The sequence below is a fragment of the Bradyrhizobium ingae genome (assembly GCF_055791185.1).
The window spans coordinates 200,963-215,263 of record NZ_JBVUBB010000002.1; the positions used below are offsets into that span (position 1 = coordinate 200,963).

Consider the following 14,301-nt stretch of genomic DNA (forward strand, 5'->3'; position numbering starts at 1 on the left):
ACAATCGGCGCCGTTTGCCGGCCGAATGGCCGGCAAGTTCCGGCTGCGCGGTAATTTCATCGATCTGAGCCGGCAAGCTTCACTGCCCATTTACTCTCAAAAGTCGTTCCCCGTGTTTTTCAAGTCGAGGTAAGGACCGCTGCCCCTACTCTGCGTTGTAAGCGGGCACTCCGCTGGGTGGATGTCGGATTGGGGAACGCCGGGTGTTTCGCAGAGCCGCCGCTTCGATGAAGGGACGCAGCTTCCTTCACGTGATCAAGCTGGTCTCGCCGTTCGTCGCGGTCGTACTGCTGCAGGCCGCGGTCGCCGGCGTGAGCCTTGAAGTCATGTCGTCGGTCCGCGCCTATGTCGCGGGTGAAGCGATGTGGTCACGCTCGCAGAAGAACGCGGTCTATTCCCTTAACCTCTATCTGCATTCGGGCGAGCCGGAGCTGTTCCAGGAGTACCGGGCGGCGCTCGCCGTTCCCATCGGCGACGAATTCGGACGATGGGCGCTCGAGCGCGACCCGGTCGATATCGAGACCGCCCGCATTGGCTTCCTCCAGGGTGGCAACCATCCGGACGACATTCCCGGAATGATCTGGCTGTTCCGCCATTTCAGTGACGTCAGCTTCTTCAACGCGGCGATCCGCGAATGGACCGCGACCGATCCCATGCTGCTCGAACTCAGCGTGTTCGGCGAGGCGATTCAGGCGGAGCTGAAGAACGGCGCTGTGCCCGACGAGGCGCGGCTGCACGCGCTGTCGTCGCGTCTTTCGGAGCTGAACCGGCAGTTCACCGAGCACGCCAACCGCTTCTCCACCGTTCTCGGCGAAGGCTCGCGCGCAATCAAGCTCGGCCTGACCTTGGTCAATCTCGCCACGGCGCTGATCCTGATCCTCTTGTTGATCTGGCACACGCGGCGCCTGGTGCTGCAACGGCAGTCCTTCGAGGACGCCTTGCGGGCAGAGAAGGAGCGGCTGGCGTGGCAAGCTTCGCACGACTGGCTGACCGGCCTTGCGAACCGGCGCGCCTTCGAGACCTGTTTGAAGCGCGAGCTGCGCCGGCTCGGTACGGCCAATGGGTCGCTCGCGCTGATCCTGCTCGATCTCGACCAGTTCAAGATCGTCAACGACACCTGCGGCCATCCTGCCGGCGACCGGTTGCTGCGCGACATCGCCGCTCTTCTGCTGCAGCATGGAAAACCTTCCGATCTCGTCGCGCGGCTCGGCGGCGACGAGTTCGGGCTGATCCTGCCCCGCCGCACCTCGATCGAAGCTACGGAGTCCGCCGAGCGGCTCCGGCATGCGATCGAGCAATTCGCCTTCACCTGGGGCGAGCGATCGTTTGCCGTCACGGCAAGCATCGGCCTCGCCTGCATCGCCGGCACACAGACCGCGGTGGCGGAGGCACTGCGGCAGGCCGATGTCGCCTGCTACGGCGCCAAGGAGAAAGGCCGCAACCGAGTCCAGCTCTATCATGCGCGTGACGTCGAGCTCTTGCAGCGCGTCGACGAAATGACCTGGGTGCACCGGATTCAGGAGGCGCTCGAGAGCGACCGGTTCTGCCTTTACGCACAGGAGATCGCGCCGCTGCAGGAGAGGAATCCCGCCGGCCGCCATGTTGAATTGCTCCTGCGCCTCAAAGACCCTTCGGGGCGGATCATCCCGCCGAGCGAGTTCATTCCCGCCGCGGAGCGCTATGGGCTGATGACGCTGATCGACCGCTGGGTGGTGCGCGATGCCTTCCGGCGTCTTGCGGAGAGCCTGCGCGGGCCGCAGCCGGCCGCGATTGCGACCTGCTCCATCAATCTCTGCGGCCAGACCTTTGCCGACGAGGGCTTTGTCGAATTCGTCCAGGAGCAGCTCCGCGCCAACCGCATCCCCGCCGATATCATCTGCTTCGAGATCACCGAGACCAAGGCGATCTCGAACCTCGACTGGGCAAGCCATTTCATCTCCGCACTCAGGCGGACAGGTTGCCGCTTCGCGCTGGACGATTTCGGCAGCGGCATGTCGTCCTTCGGCTATCTGAAGAAGTTGCCGATCGACTATCTCAAGATCGACGGCGGCTTCGTCCGCGACATCCTGACCGACCGCATCGACCGCGCGATGGTCGAGATGATCGACCGCGTCGGCAAGATCATGGGCATCCGCACCATCGCCGAGTTCGTCGAGACCGCCGCCATCCTGGAAGCCGTGCGCGGCACCGGCATCGACTATGCCCAGGGCTACGCGATTTCGCCTCCGCGGCCGTTCGATGCGGCGTTCTTCGAGATTACACCCGCCGAAACGCGGCGGCGCGAGGTGGCGTAAGCCGCAAGGCTAGCTTGCGCTGCGCCGTTCCTGTGCGTAGCGCACCAGCGCCACGAAACGATAGATGCCGTGCACGAACTTGCCGTAGGGCATCGTGATGAACAGCGCGAACACCGCGCCGAGATGCAGTGCGAGCAGCGGACCCATCGCGGCGGTCTCGCGCAAGGCGAGCAGCGCGAGGCCCGTGATGCCGGTCAGCCACAGCATGCCGATGAAGCCGACATCCATGCCGTAGCGGCTCTCGTCGAGCAATTCGGGATCGCGGTCTCCCCTGGCAATGAAGAGCCCGATCGTTCCGGCGACCAGGCCGATGCCGCCGAGCGTACCGAGCACGACCGGCAAATCCCACCACGGATAGGGCGCTTCACGTCCAAGCAGGTAGTGATACAGCGTGCCGACACACGTTGCAGCAAAGCACAGCAGGAAACCATAGAATGTGAGGTGATGATAGAGCTTGCGCCGGTCGGTCGGACGGTCGTCCTCATTGTAGCAGCCGACGCCGCCGCCGTGGAGATAGCGGAGCTCGCCGGCGTCGCGGATTGCCCGAAAGATCGAGCCGCCATCCGCACGGCCACCGATCGGCGCGCCGATGTCGCGCCAGAATGCACGAACGCTCATCGCCAGCGCCAGGATCGCGTAAAGGAACGCGGCACCGAACAGTGCCGCCATCGCGTTGTGCGGCATCAGCCTGTAGAAAGCGCCGGGGCCGGTGTGGACGCCGAGCAACACCTCACGGTCGTGCGCGGCGGCAAAGCCGATGATGAACACGGCCACGCTGAGCGCGGCCATGACGCTGATGAGAAGACCATTGCGCGCGAACACGCCGGATAGCGCCCGCGGCCAGGCATAGGCCGCATAGGATTCCGCGCGGGCGATGGCGAGCGTCTTCGGGACGTTGACGTTGAACTCGTGCGGCGGCGAAAACTGGCAATCGACGTAGCAGGCTCCGCACGCATGGCAGAGATTGGCAAGATAGTTGAGATCGCCATCGGAGAATGCACGGCGCATCTCCATGGCTGGAAACACCGCGCACAGGCCCTCGCAGTAGCGGCAGGAATTGCAGACTGTCATGAGACGGTCGGCTTCGTCGAGAATCCTAGTTCCGTGCATGCTTCGCCGCTTCCCGTCCTGCGATCCGCCCGAACACGCTGCCGATCGTCATGCCCATGCCGGCGGCATAGCCCTTGCCCAGCACATTGCCGGCCATGATCTCGCCGGCCGCGAACATGTTGGCCGATGGCTTGCCGTCCTTCATCAGCATACGCGCCTCCTTGGTGACGCGCGTGCCGAGATAGGTGAAGGTGATGCCGGGGCGCACCGGATAGGCGAGATAGGGTGGCGTCTCGATCCGTCGCGCCCAATGCGTCTTCGGCGGCGCGATGCCGTCGGTGCGGCAGTCGTCGAGGATGGTGTGGTCGAAAGTGCCCGGCCGTACCGCAGCGTTGAAATCGGCGACGGTCTTTTCGAGTGCGAGCGGATCGAGATCGAGCTTGCCGGCGAGCTCTGCAACGCTCGCGCCCGCAATCGGCGGAAACAGCGTCGGCATGAAGCTCGTGACGACAGTCGAGTCGAAGATGATGTAGGCGATCTGGTCCGGCTGCGCTGCGACCAACCGGCCCCAGATCGCGTAACGCTTCGGCCAGAGGTCCTCGCCCTCGTCGTAGAAGCGCTGCGCGTGCTTGTTGACGACGATGCCGAACACGACGGAGTCGTGCCGTGTGATGATGCCGCCATCGAACTTCGGCGCCCGCGCATCGATCGCGACCGCATGACACTGGGTGGGATCACCGACCTCCTGCACGCCCTTGGCGAGCAGCATCTTCAGGATCGAGCCGCGGTTATGGGGCGTGCCGCGGATCAGGAAATTGTCGGCGGCCTCGCCCCAATATTCCTTGAGCCATTCGATATTGGCCTCGAAGCCGCCGGCGGCGGCGACCATCGAGGTCGCACGGACCTCGTTTGTGCCGTCGATCGGCCGCTTCAGGCGCGCGGCCAGGAACATGCCGTCGTCGATTACGAGATCGGTGACCTCGGCATCGTAGTGGACCTCGACGCCGAGCTGCTCGGCGGTCAGATACAGCGCATTGAGCATTGCCCGGCCGCCACCGAGGAAGAAGGAGTTGGTGCGCCCGAGGCTGAGCGTGCCGCCAAGCGAAGGCTGCCAGCGCACGCCCTGCTCCACGATCCAGGTCAGGACGTCCTTGGACTCCCGGATCATGTGGCGCGCCAGCTCCTCATCGGTCTGACCGCCGGTGACGAACAGCAGATCCTTCCAGAACTCCTCCTCGGTATAGGGGCCGGTCAGTATCTCGGTCGCGGCATCATGGGCGCAGCGCATGTTGCGGGTGTGACGGGTATTGCCGCCACGATAGAACTTTGGGGCGCCTTCGAGCACGATGACCGAGGCACCGCCGCGCCGTGCGGCGATCGCCGCGCAGAGCGCGGCATTGCCGCCGCCGATCACCAGGACATCGTATTTTCTGCTCATGCCGCCTGCCGGGCCCCGAAGCATGGAGTCATTCCATGTTTTCCTGCCGTGTTTTCCAGACAGAAGCAATAGCGAGACGTTACGGGAGGATCGATCACGAAACCTTGTGGGAATGGGATCGCCGCCATCGTGATCTCAGGGAAGAACGGCGGGCTGTCGAAGCCGGCCGCAACATCTGCAAGGAGCACTCTCATGCCCGTCTGCACGATGCGCCCCGCTGTTTTGGCACTGACAGCGCTCGCGCTTGGCACAGTTGCGCTTGCCGGCGCTCCCGTTGCGGCAACCGCCCGCCCGATCGCCGGTGCGCGAGCGACGCGGCCGACCGCACATGCCTATCGAACCCGCGAGACGCCTGCGCCGTACATTCGGGCGCCACAACCTTCCGACCACCATCTTGATGGGACCTTCCCGTTCATATGGCTCGGATGACGACATCGATCAGGCCAGCACATCCGCGGCTGTGGCCTTCAAGACGTCACGCACATCGCGCGGGCTGAGCCGCACCTGCAAGCCGCGCTGCCCGCCATTGACGTAGACGAGATCGTGCGCGAGCGCGCCTTCGTCGATGATGGTCTTCACCGCGCGCCGCTGCCCGAACGGGCTGATGCCACCGACCTTGAAACCGGTGAGGCGCTCGGCCTCGGGCGGCTTCATCATCTGCGCCGATTTCCCGCCGGCGGCAGCCGCGAGTTTCTTCATCGAAACTTCGCGGTCGGAAGGAACGACGACGCAAACCGGCTTGCCGTCGACGAGCGCCATCAGCGTCTTCAGCACCCGCGAGGGATCTTCGCCCAGCGCGGCAGCAGCCTGAAGGCCGATGCTCTCGGCGTCGGGATCGTAATCATAGGCGTGGACGGTGAAGGATATGGAGGCGGCAGCGAGCACGCGTGTGGCGGGAGTGACTTTGGACATGCGCCTCGTGTAGCACCGTCATTGCTGTGCAAGTTCACTAATTCGCTGATCGAATGGTCTGGGTCTGGACCTCGGCAAATTCCTTTGGTGTCTTGCCGCCGAGGGCCTGATGAGGCCTGAAGTTATTGTAGTAGATTACATACTCGAACAGCTCGTTGGCGAAGTGCTCGAGGTTGTCGAAGGTTGCGCCTTCGATGACGTCGTCGTCGAGCGTTCGCCAGAAGCGTTCAACCTTGCCGTTGGTTTGAGGCCGGTAGGGCCTGGTGTAGCGATGCTTGATGCCGAGCTCGATCAGCATGGCCTCGAAGGGGTGCTCTTCAGGGGAGTTGCGGGAGGCGAACTCCGCCCCATTGTCGGACAGGATCTCGGCGAACTGGACCCCATAGGTGATGTTGAGGGTGTTGATCATTTTCAGCGTCTTGAACATGACCGGCAGCGCCTTCTTCGAGGTCAGCACCTCGGCCCAGGCCAGGCGCGAGCAGCTATCGACCAGGCTGACAATGAAGGCAGGGCTTGATGGTGGCGCCAGGAACATGTCGCGGGACAGCTGGTGCAGGTCGACATGGCCGAGTTCGCCGATCTTGTCCTTGATAATGCGACGTTTCTCCTCGCGCATCGCCGGGGTGCGGCGGTTCAGCTGATTGCGTTTGAAGACCCGGTAGATGGTCGAGGGCGACGGTACCGTATCTCGCCGTTCACGCAAGGCGGCGTGGACCTCATATCGATTCATGCCGCGCTTCCGGCAGGCGACGATCTCTGCCTCAATGCCTTCCGGCTCGCGCCGCTCTCGCCATTTCGGCCCGCGGCGCTGCGGCAACAGGTCTGCCTCCGCGCCGCTCCGCAGATAGCGATTGTAGTACTTCCGGAAGGTCTGCGAGCAGGTGCCGTGGTGCTTATAGAAGTCCCCCACCCGGCGGAACGTCGCCGACCGGCCCGCTTTCACCGCCTCATACTCAGCAATCAGGAACCGCCATTTCTGAAGGTAATTCCGTTCAATCGTCCGATCGAAGCTATTGTCGCGCATCGAACCCTCCCTGCTGGGCTGGATTCGATCACCGAATTAATGAACTTGCACAATTGCGAGCGCAGCGAAGCAATCCAGACTGCATACGCGGGAAGATTCTGGATTGCTTCGCTGCGCTCGCAATGACGGAGTTTGTGGCCACAGGCCGCCCCGTCATAAAAATCCGGAAAACAACCCCAAGCAAAGTAGCCGTGGGGCGTCGAAACGCGCATTTCGTATTTCCGAAATCAAATTGACGCATCGGGCAAATCACTGGCAATAAGTGATCGTGGCGCAATTCGCGAAAAAGCAGTCTGTAGCCCTACCCGGAAGCGCCGTTCAATTGGGCGTACGCTCGCAAAAGGGGATGCTTGGTGCCAGCGCGCCTGATGTCAGCTTGTTCACCAATAGAGGCGTGATAGCGGATATCACCGGAATTCGCAGAAGGGCCAGGAGCAGACATCTCAACTTTGAAGCCTGCGATCGGAAGAAAACATTACAACCGTCACCAATCCTTGAATTTCGGCTCGACACACCCCCCGCAGACCCAAGGAAAGGTCCAATCGGCCGTACGCTTGGCACTATCAGGGATGTACCTGCTCCACGCATCCGCCCTGACCGGATTGATCGACTGCCAAATGACATCAAAGGTCCCGGAAGAGTTTATTTTGCCGATCATGACCGGCTTGGAAAGGTGATGATTGGTGTTCATCACAACCTCGAAGCCGCTCGGCGCCTTGATTCTTTGACCGTACATCGCCTGCCGAACTGCATTTACGTCGGTCGTGCCTGCCTGGACAACGGCTTGCGTCCAGATCCTGAAGCCAATGAAGGTGGCTTCCATCGGGTCATTTGTCATTTTGTCGCGTTGCTCGGTAAAGTCCGCCCACATCTTCACGAACGCTTCGTTTTCTGCTGACTTGATCGAATGGAAGTAGTTCCAGGCTGCAAGGTGCCCGACAGGAAAAATATCCGCACCGAGCAATTCGCGCTCGCCGATCGAAAAAGCCATGACCGGAATTGTGTTGGCATTTACCTCTTGGGCCGCGAGCTCCCTGTAGAAGTACGTATTCGCATCTCCGTTTATGGTTGATATCACCGCCGTCTTTTTTCCCTCCGAGCCGAAGGCTTTGATTTTCCCGACGATCTCTCTCCATTCGGAATAGCCAAATGGCCTATAGATCGTCATGATGTCGTCAGGTGACACTCCCTGCGCGGAAAGATACGCGCTCAAGATTCGGTTCGTCGTGCGCGGATAAACGTAATCCGTACCGAGCAGAACCCATCTGCGAACTTCCCCTCCTTCCTTGCTCATCAGATAACGAACGGCGGGAATTGCTTGCTGGTTCGGCGCTGCCCCAGTGTAGAAAATATTGCGCGAACTTTCTTCGCCCTCGTATTGCACGGGGTAGAAGAGCAGGCCGTTTAGCTCTTCGAAGATCGGCAGAACGGACTTGCGGGAGGCGGAAGTCCAGCAGCCGAACACGACCGCAACCTTTTCTGGGCCAAGTAGCTCCCGGGCTCTTTCAGCAAAGACGTCCCAATTGGACGCCGGGTCAACGACGACCGGTTCCAGTTTCCGTCCGAGCAGCCCGCCTTTCCTATTTTGATCTTCTATCAGCATGAGAACTGTATCCTTGAGCACAGCCTCGCTGATTGCCATGCTGCCGGACAGAGAATGCAGAATTCCAACCTTGATCGTATCCTCACCCGCGCCAGCCGAGGGAATGACGGCGAGCACGAGTTGCAAGACGAGCAGTTCCAGCACAATACGGCGTGAAATCGAATTCCACTTCATGTCAGGGCCCGACGAGCTCGAAAACGCCTGTTTCCCTTGTCATCCCCTTGGCAATGACCGACTCGACGGCTCTGAACTGGAAGCCGTACTGAGCACGCAAATAGACGGCCTCGCTCGCAAGGATGGCTGTGCCAAACTGCTTGTTCAGGCCTTCGAGGCGGGCTGCCAGATTCACTGTGTTGCCAAGGGCCGTGTAGTTCATCCGCTCGGTTGACCCGAGGTTGCCGACCACGGCTTCCCCAACATGAATCCCGAACCGTGTAAAGAACGGCTTCAGACCCTCAGTTTCAAACTCGGTGTTGAGCTTCTCGCCTGCTGACCTGGCCGCAAGGGCTGCCCGGCAGGCTCGCTCCACGTGGTCTGGCTGTGGATTAGGCGCGTTCCAGAACACCATCACGGCGTCGCCGATGAACTTGTCGATTGTTCCGCCTTCGGCAAGGAAAGCCTCGGTGAGCTCGGAGAAATAGCGCGACGTCTGGTGCATGAGAACGTCGGGGTCGGCGGACTCGGCGATAGCCGTGAAATCCCGAACGTCTGTGAAAAGGACGGTAATCTCCTCTCGGACTCCGCCAAGCTCTGTGGAGATAGAATTATCCACGACCCGCTGCACCAGCTCTTTGGGGACGAAGCGGGCGAACGACCAGATGGCGCGCTGAGCGAGCTTCATCGCGCTGGCAAGTTCGTGAATTTCGATGATGCGCGACGCGACCGGCGAGGAGCCGGGCTCGGCCAGCGTCTGGAGTTTGACAGCCTCGGCCGTTATCCTTTTCAAGGACCGAGACATTCGGTTACCAAATATCCAAACGACCGGAATAAACGCAAGGCTGGCAACAGTTGCGAGCATAAGTCCGGTGAAGTGGAGTCTCCTTACATCTTTGGCAAAGTCCTCTTCGGCCGCCAGCAACATGATGTTGGCACTGTACCCTTCGCCCAAAGTGAACCTCGCCACCCTGAACAGATAGTCCCGTCCCTGATCGTCACGAATTTCTCCGTCATATTGGTCACGCCCCTGCGACCTCCGCAATACCGCCGGCACCATCCCGGAGTGGATGTCCTCGATCGTCGGCAATTGCGTTCGGGACGGATGTGTCATCGCGTCGACGACCAGCTCTGCAAAATTGGGATGGGCTATGAGCGAGCCGGTCGAGTCGAACATCACGACGATCCCGTGCTCTCCGGGGCGCTGCGCCTGGACGAATTCGCTGAAGGTGTCGAGCTTGAGATCGGCGGCAAGGACGCCGGGTACTTTGCCCCGCAAGGGTGCGCTGACCGTGATCACCGGCGCGCCAATGCTAAAAGCCAGATAGGGCGTTGAGACCCGCCGTCGATCAGCTTTCATCGTCTCGCGATACCAGGGCCGCTTGCGCGGGTCGTACCCGTATTTCCATAAATCAGTCTGTCCGACTTCGTTGCCCTGCGGATCTTCAAAAATGCGCCGCATGGGCAGTTCGCCATCAGGGGTGGGACGAACCAGGCTAATCGCGGCGCTGGCGCCAGGCGTCGCACGTAACCTCTCGCGCTGTTCATCGTTGAGTCCGCTGATGCGCCGAACCTGCAACCAAGCGCCATTTTCGAAACCGGCATAAATACTGTCCAATTGCGGCAATTCCTGCAGCACTGCTTTGAGCAGCGGGATTGCGGGGCCTGTCTCGGTCCTCTCGTTTGAATCGGCCAAACTAGAACTGGTCGCCAGCACATGAGCCAACGAAGCTAAAGCGGTTAGCTCCGTTTGAAGGCGCCCGATGGCCTTCGCACTGGTCGCGTCCATATAGGCAGACGCAGCGCCCCGCGTGGCCCAGTCAAGAGCGCGGTCCTGAATAGCAATCAGCAGCATGGCTAGAGCGACGATAAACGCCATCACCGCTAAGGTGATCGAAGTTCGAAATGTCAACATCTCGCCTGCGCTCTCCAATCGCAAAAGTAGTCCGCAACGGGTCGAAACGCGAAGAACTCAGCACAAGCAAAATGAAATCTGGCCCGCCATGCCCCGTTGAACGGGCCTCAATGAAGCGTGCCGCCACTTCGGTGACGGGCCAACAGGAGATCCACGGTAACCCTGGCTGCCTCTCGGAAGGGACGAAGACGAAACTGCTAATTGCCAAGGCTGAGGGTACGCGGGCCGCAGGTTTGGGCTTGATCTATATCAAACGGCTCATAGCACGGCTACCTAGCCTCCAAATGACCAACTGAGCGATAGAACAACCACGATCTTCTGCGGCAATCGGTCGTTGAGAACGGAGTAGGAAGATGCTGAAGCGCCTTCTGATTGCGCTGACCTTGTTGGCATCTCCACCGGCTCTTTATTCCCGGGCCGTTGCGGAAGATGTGGCTGCAGCGCCAACGATCCAAGAGGAAATCTGGGCGCTCCCCTTCCCACTTCCGATGCTGGCTTTCGTGGTAAGGCCGATCGGCGATGGCCCATTTCCTCTTGTGATCATGAATCACGGAATTGCGCTCGGCCTTCAGGAACGGACGATGTTCCCAACCATCGAGTACCGCGCGGCAGCACGGTGGTTCGCGAGCCGCGGCTATTTTGTCATATCACCGGTGAGATATGGAGCCAGTAGCCTGGATGACAAAGATCAGGGGCTCTACGGAGCGGTCTTTGCGCACATCGGTACCTGCAACAATCCGAACTTCAAAGGCCCGGGACTTGCCATCGCCACCATGAATGAGTGGGTCATCGATTACATGAGCAAGAAGAAGGCGATTCAGCCCGGCAAGGTCGTCGTGGTTGGTCAGTCCGGCGGTGGATGGGGATCGATTGCTCTCGCGAGTCTGAACCCATCGTCAGTTCAAGCGGTCGTTACCTTTGCGGCAGGACGCGGAGGGAGAGTAGATGGCAAACCGAACAACAACTGTGCTCCCGATAAACTCGTCGCAGCTACAAGCGAGTTTGGTCGTTCGGCACGAGTACCGATGCTATGGTTATACGCAGAGAACGACACCTATTTCGGGCCAGAGCTGACGAAGCGGATGCATGACGCCTTCGTGGCGGCGGGAGGAAACGCCGAATATCGCGTGCTGCCAGCATTCGGAGGCGACGGCCATTTCATGATCGATTCCCCCGACGCAGTACCCATCTGGTCTCCGCTGGTAAGCCAATTTCTTGAGAAGCATTCAGCAACGAGCAGCGCGCAGCAACAAATGGGCAGCACCCGTTCTGGTGCGGAGTTACAGGCAAAAGCTCCGAGAGTGCGCCTACCTCAAACGATTCAATACTCGGCTTGGAGAAAGCTCTGTTTCAATTCCAGTGATGGGACTGCGATCTGCCGTACGACATCGACCGGTACCGACGAGCTTGGTCAGGTCGTGACCAGAGTCGATCTGATCCGGCGCGCGGACGGCGCCGCTCGCATGCAACTTTTCGTTCCACAAGGGGCGAACCTGCAAAACGGCGTCAAAGTCAGCGTGGATCAGGGACCCCCGACCCAGTTTCCTTTCAATTGGTGTCTGACCAACATCTGCATTGCGGCTGCCCCTGCGAACTCTGACCTGATCGCAAAGCTAGACTCCGGAAAGCAGTTGAATCTCGAACTTGCGGACCTGAACTCTTCATCCGTCACGTTGACGCTATCGCTCGATCAATTTGGCGCCGTTCGGAAGGGAGCACCCGCAGAGACGTTTGACTTCGGCATGGATCAGGAATGAGCCGTTTTCGGGTGTCTGAAAGAGTGGGCTAACGACCGTAGATCTGTCCTCGCTCGGGTCAAAACACGAAGAACTCAACGTAAGCAAATCTGGTCTGCTATGCCCCGCTGAGCGGATCTCAATGAAGTCTGTCCGCTACTCCGCCGATAGCCACAAGCGGTGTTCGCGAATGACGGTCGCGCCCTAGTTACCGCCCCGAAACCCCGTCGCCAGCACGTAACGCTCCGACGAATCCTGCCTACTCGCCGCCGGCTTCACGTGGCGCACCGTTGCAAAATCGCGCTTGAGCTGGGCGAGCAGGTCGGCGTCGGCGCCGCTCTGAAACGTCTTTGCCAGAAACGTCCCGCCGGGCTTCAGCACGTCGCAGGCAAAGGCCGCCGCGGTCTCGACGAGGCCGACGATGCGGAGCTGGTCGGTCTTGCGGTGGCCCGTGGTGTTGGCGGCCATGTCGGACATCACGATGTCGGCGCCTCCGCCCAGCATGGCGGTCAGCTTGTCCGGCGCCGCGTTGTCCATGAAGTCGAGCTGCGCAAAGTCGACGCCCGGGATTTCCGGCATTTCCAACAGATCGATCGCGACGACCTTGCCCTTGCCGTCGACGGAGCCGACGCGCTTGGCTGCGATCTGGCTCCAGCCGCCGGGCGCGGCGCCGAGATCGACCACGGCCATGCCGGGCTTGAGAAGGCGGAATTTGTCGTCGATCTCGAGCAGCTTGAACGCGGCGCGCGAACGATAGCCCGCCGCCTTGGCCTTTGCGACATAGGGATCGTTGAGCTGGCGCTCGAGCCACAGCTTCGACGACAGCTTGCGCTTGCCGCCGGTCTTGACCTGGACGTGCAAGCGGCCGGTGGTGTCTTTCGCCATCTCACCAGCTCCTGAGCGCGCCGTCTTCGCGCATCATCTCGACCAGCATGCCCTCACGCAGGCCCCGATCGGCGACGCGCAAGCGCTGCAGCGGGAACGCCCGGCGGATGGCATCGAGGATGGCGCAGCCGGCGAGCACGAGATCGGCGCGCTCGACGCTGATGCAATTGTTGTTCGCGCGCTCCTCATAGCTCATGCCGAGCAACCTGTTGATGGTTGCCGTGATGTCGGCATCGTTCATCCAGATGCTGTCGATGCGGCGTCGGTCGTAGCGCGCAAGGTTGAGGTGAATGCCGGCAAGCGTCGTCACCGTGCCCGATGTGCCCAGCAGATGCATATCGGCAAGATCGCGGCCATGCTCCTCGGCAAAGGGCGCGACATGCCGCGCGACCTCTTGTTCCATCGCCGCGTAGATCTCGCGCGTTACGTCGCGGCCGCCGAATTGCTCGGCAAGCGTGACGACACCGAGCGGGATCGACATCCAGGCCTTTATGCGCGGCTGGGGATTCCCGTCGGCCGGGTCGCGCTCGATCCGCACCAGCTCGGTCGAGCCGCCGCCGATGTCGAACAGGATCGCGCCGCGTCCCCTGGGGTCGACCAGCGGCGAGCAGCCGAGCACGGCGAGCGCGGCCTCGGTCTCACGGTCGATCACCTCGAGTTCGATGCCGGTCTCGGCGGCAACCCGGCTGCGGAAACCCTCGGCGTTCGACGCGGCGCGGCAGGCCTCGGTGGCGATCAACCGCAGCCGCCGCGCTTTACGCAGCTCGATCTTGTCGCGGCAGATGCTGAGCGCCGCGATGGCGCGCTCGATCGCGGCCTCGCTGATGCAGCCGGTGGCCGAGACGCCCTCGCCGAGCCGAATGATGCGCGAGAAGGAATCGACGACGCGAAACCCGTCGCTGGTCGGACAGGCGATCAGCAATCGGCAGTTATTGGTGCCGAGGTCCAGCGCCGCATAGACGCCGGTTCCCGACATTTGCGCAGGGACGGCCGGTGCGACGGCGAGCGCCGCCGTGGCCATCGCCCCCACTTCTCCGTGCGGCGCAAGGCCGTCGCGGAGCCGCGTGTGGTCATTCATACAAACGGTCTTTCCACGGCCCGAAAGGGCCGATCCGGAATTGCTTTTTCGCGGGAAACTTTAGCAGCGCTAGGGCCTCGCGCAACAACCCATCACAATGGGACCATGCCTATTCGTGCGTTGTCGTGAACGGGCCCGTGCGTTATCTGAACGGGGTCCGGGCCTTCCGTCGCCCGCGAAACCCGCGCAAAAGCCGGCTTTTCAGGTCATTTC

Annotated in this window: 9 protein-coding genes and 2 pseudogenes; 3 read left to right on the plus strand and 8 right to left on the minus strand. The window is 61.3% G+C overall.

Annotated elements, in window-relative coordinates; translation table 11 throughout:
• Positions 1-203: 203 nt before the first annotated feature.
• Together ACV1FX_RS03535 and ACV1FX_RS03540 are read left to right on the plus strand one after the other, a co-directional pair.
• Positions 204-1,466: pseudogene (locus ACV1FX_RS03535) on the plus strand (GGDEF domain-containing protein); the annotation flags it as partial.
• A 57-nt stretch (positions 1,467-1,523) separates the two neighbouring features.
• A pseudogene (locus tag ACV1FX_RS03540) lies at positions 1,524-2,294 on the plus strand (EAL domain-containing protein); the annotation flags it as partial.
• A gap of 9 nt (positions 2,295-2,303) precedes the next feature.
• Here the strand turns inward: ACV1FX_RS03540 and tcuB are convergent.
• The 6 genes from tcuB to ACV1FX_RS03570 form a co-directional block, all read right to left on the minus strand.
• On the minus strand, positions 2,304-3,404 hold the full coding sequence (gene tcuB, locus ACV1FX_RS03545) for a tricarballylate utilization 4Fe-4S protein TcuB (RefSeq protein WP_473116158.1): 1,101 nt from the start codon (positions 3,402-3,404) through the stop codon (positions 2,304-2,306).
• Positions 3,391-4,782 carry an FAD-dependent tricarballylate dehydrogenase TcuA gene (gene tcuA, locus ACV1FX_RS03550; RefSeq protein WP_473116159.1) on the minus strand — a complete coding sequence of 464 codons (1,392 nt, stop codon included), beginning with the start codon at positions 4,780-4,782 and terminating at the stop codon, positions 3,391-3,393. The genes tcuB and tcuA overlap by 14 nt, the downstream gene beginning before the upstream one ends.
• A 438-nt stretch (positions 4,783-5,220) precedes the next feature.
• Positions 5,221-5,694 carry a Cys-tRNA(Pro) deacylase gene (ybaK, locus tag ACV1FX_RS03555; RefSeq protein ID WP_473116160.1) on the minus strand — a complete coding sequence of 158 codons (474 nt, stop codon included), beginning with the start codon at positions 5,692-5,694 and terminating at the stop codon, positions 5,221-5,223.
• A 37-nt stretch (positions 5,695-5,731) separates the two neighbouring features.
• Positions 5,732-6,718 (minus strand): integrase core domain-containing protein, encoded by a 987-nt coding sequence (locus ACV1FX_RS03560; RefSeq protein ID WP_473116161.1) that lies wholly within the window; start codon positions 6,716-6,718, stop codon positions 5,732-5,734.
• 484 nt (positions 6,719-7,202) lie between these two features.
• The gene (gene urtA, locus ACV1FX_RS03565) at positions 7,203-8,495 is read right to left on the minus strand and encodes an urea ABC transporter substrate-binding protein (RefSeq protein WP_473116162.1); all 1,293 of its coding nucleotides are present in this window, start codon (positions 8,493-8,495) and stop codon (positions 7,203-7,205) included.
• A 1-nt stretch (position 8,496) separates the two neighbouring features.
• Positions 8,497-10,389 carry an adenylate/guanylate cyclase domain-containing protein gene (locus tag ACV1FX_RS03570; protein WP_473116163.1) on the minus strand — a complete coding sequence of 631 codons (1,893 nt, stop codon included), beginning with the start codon at positions 10,387-10,389 and terminating at the stop codon, positions 8,497-8,499.
• A gap of 353 nt (positions 10,390-10,742) precedes the next feature.
• On the opposite strand from ACV1FX_RS03570, the gene ACV1FX_RS03575 reads away from it, so the two are divergent.
• Positions 10,743-12,146: an invasion associated locus B family protein gene (locus ACV1FX_RS03575; RefSeq protein WP_473116164.1), complete on the plus strand. Its 1,404-nt coding sequence runs from the start codon at positions 10,743-10,745 to the stop codon at positions 12,144-12,146.
• 183 nt (positions 12,147-12,329) lie between these two features.
• Here the strand turns inward: ACV1FX_RS03575 and ACV1FX_RS03580 are convergent, their stop codons facing one another.
• Together ACV1FX_RS03580 and ACV1FX_RS03585 are read right to left on the minus strand one after the other, a co-directional pair.
• A complete protein-coding gene (locus ACV1FX_RS03580) occupies positions 12,330-13,010 on the minus strand; it encodes an RlmE family RNA methyltransferase (protein WP_473116165.1) in 681 nt (226 codons plus the stop codon).
• 1 nt (position 13,011) lies between these two features.
• The gene (locus tag ACV1FX_RS03585; RefSeq protein ID WP_473116166.1) at positions 13,012-14,088 is read right to left on the minus strand and encodes a Ppx/GppA phosphatase family protein; all 1,077 of its coding nucleotides are present in this window, start codon (positions 14,086-14,088) and stop codon (positions 13,012-13,014) included.
• Positions 14,089-14,301: the final 213 nt, after the last annotated feature.

Coding starts and splice junctions, on each gene's coding strand:
- ACV1FX_RS03580 (WP_473116165.1), bottom strand. CDS start 13,010: ATGGCGAAAGACACCACCGGCCGCTTGCACGTCCAGGTCAAGACCGGC.
- ACV1FX_RS03570 (WP_473116163.1), bottom strand. CDS start 10,389: ATGTTGACATTTCGAACTTCGATCACCTTAGCGGTGATGGCGTTTATC.
- ybaK (WP_473116160.1), bottom strand. CDS start 5,694: ATGTCCAAAGTCACTCCCGCCACACGCGTGCTCGCTGCCGCCTCCATA.
- ACV1FX_RS03560 (WP_473116161.1), bottom strand. CDS start 6,718: ATGCGCGACAATAGCTTCGATCGGACGATTGAACGGAATTACCTTCAG.
- ACV1FX_RS03585 (WP_473116166.1), bottom strand. CDS start 14,088: ATGAATGACCACACGCGGCTCCGCGACGGCCTTGCGCCGCACGGAGAA.
- tcuA (WP_473116159.1), bottom strand. CDS start 4,782: ATGAGCAGAAAATACGATGTCCTGGTGATCGGCGGCGGCAATGCCGCG.
- tcuB (WP_473116158.1), bottom strand. CDS start 3,404: ATGCACGGAACTAGGATTCTCGACGAAGCCGACCGTCTCATGACAGTC.
- ACV1FX_RS03575 (WP_473116164.1), top strand. CDS start 10,743: ATGCTGAAGCGCCTTCTGATTGCGCTGACCTTGTTGGCATCTCCACCG.
- urtA (WP_473116162.1), bottom strand. CDS start 8,495: ATGAAGTGGAATTCGATTTCACGCCGTATTGTGCTGGAACTGCTCGTC.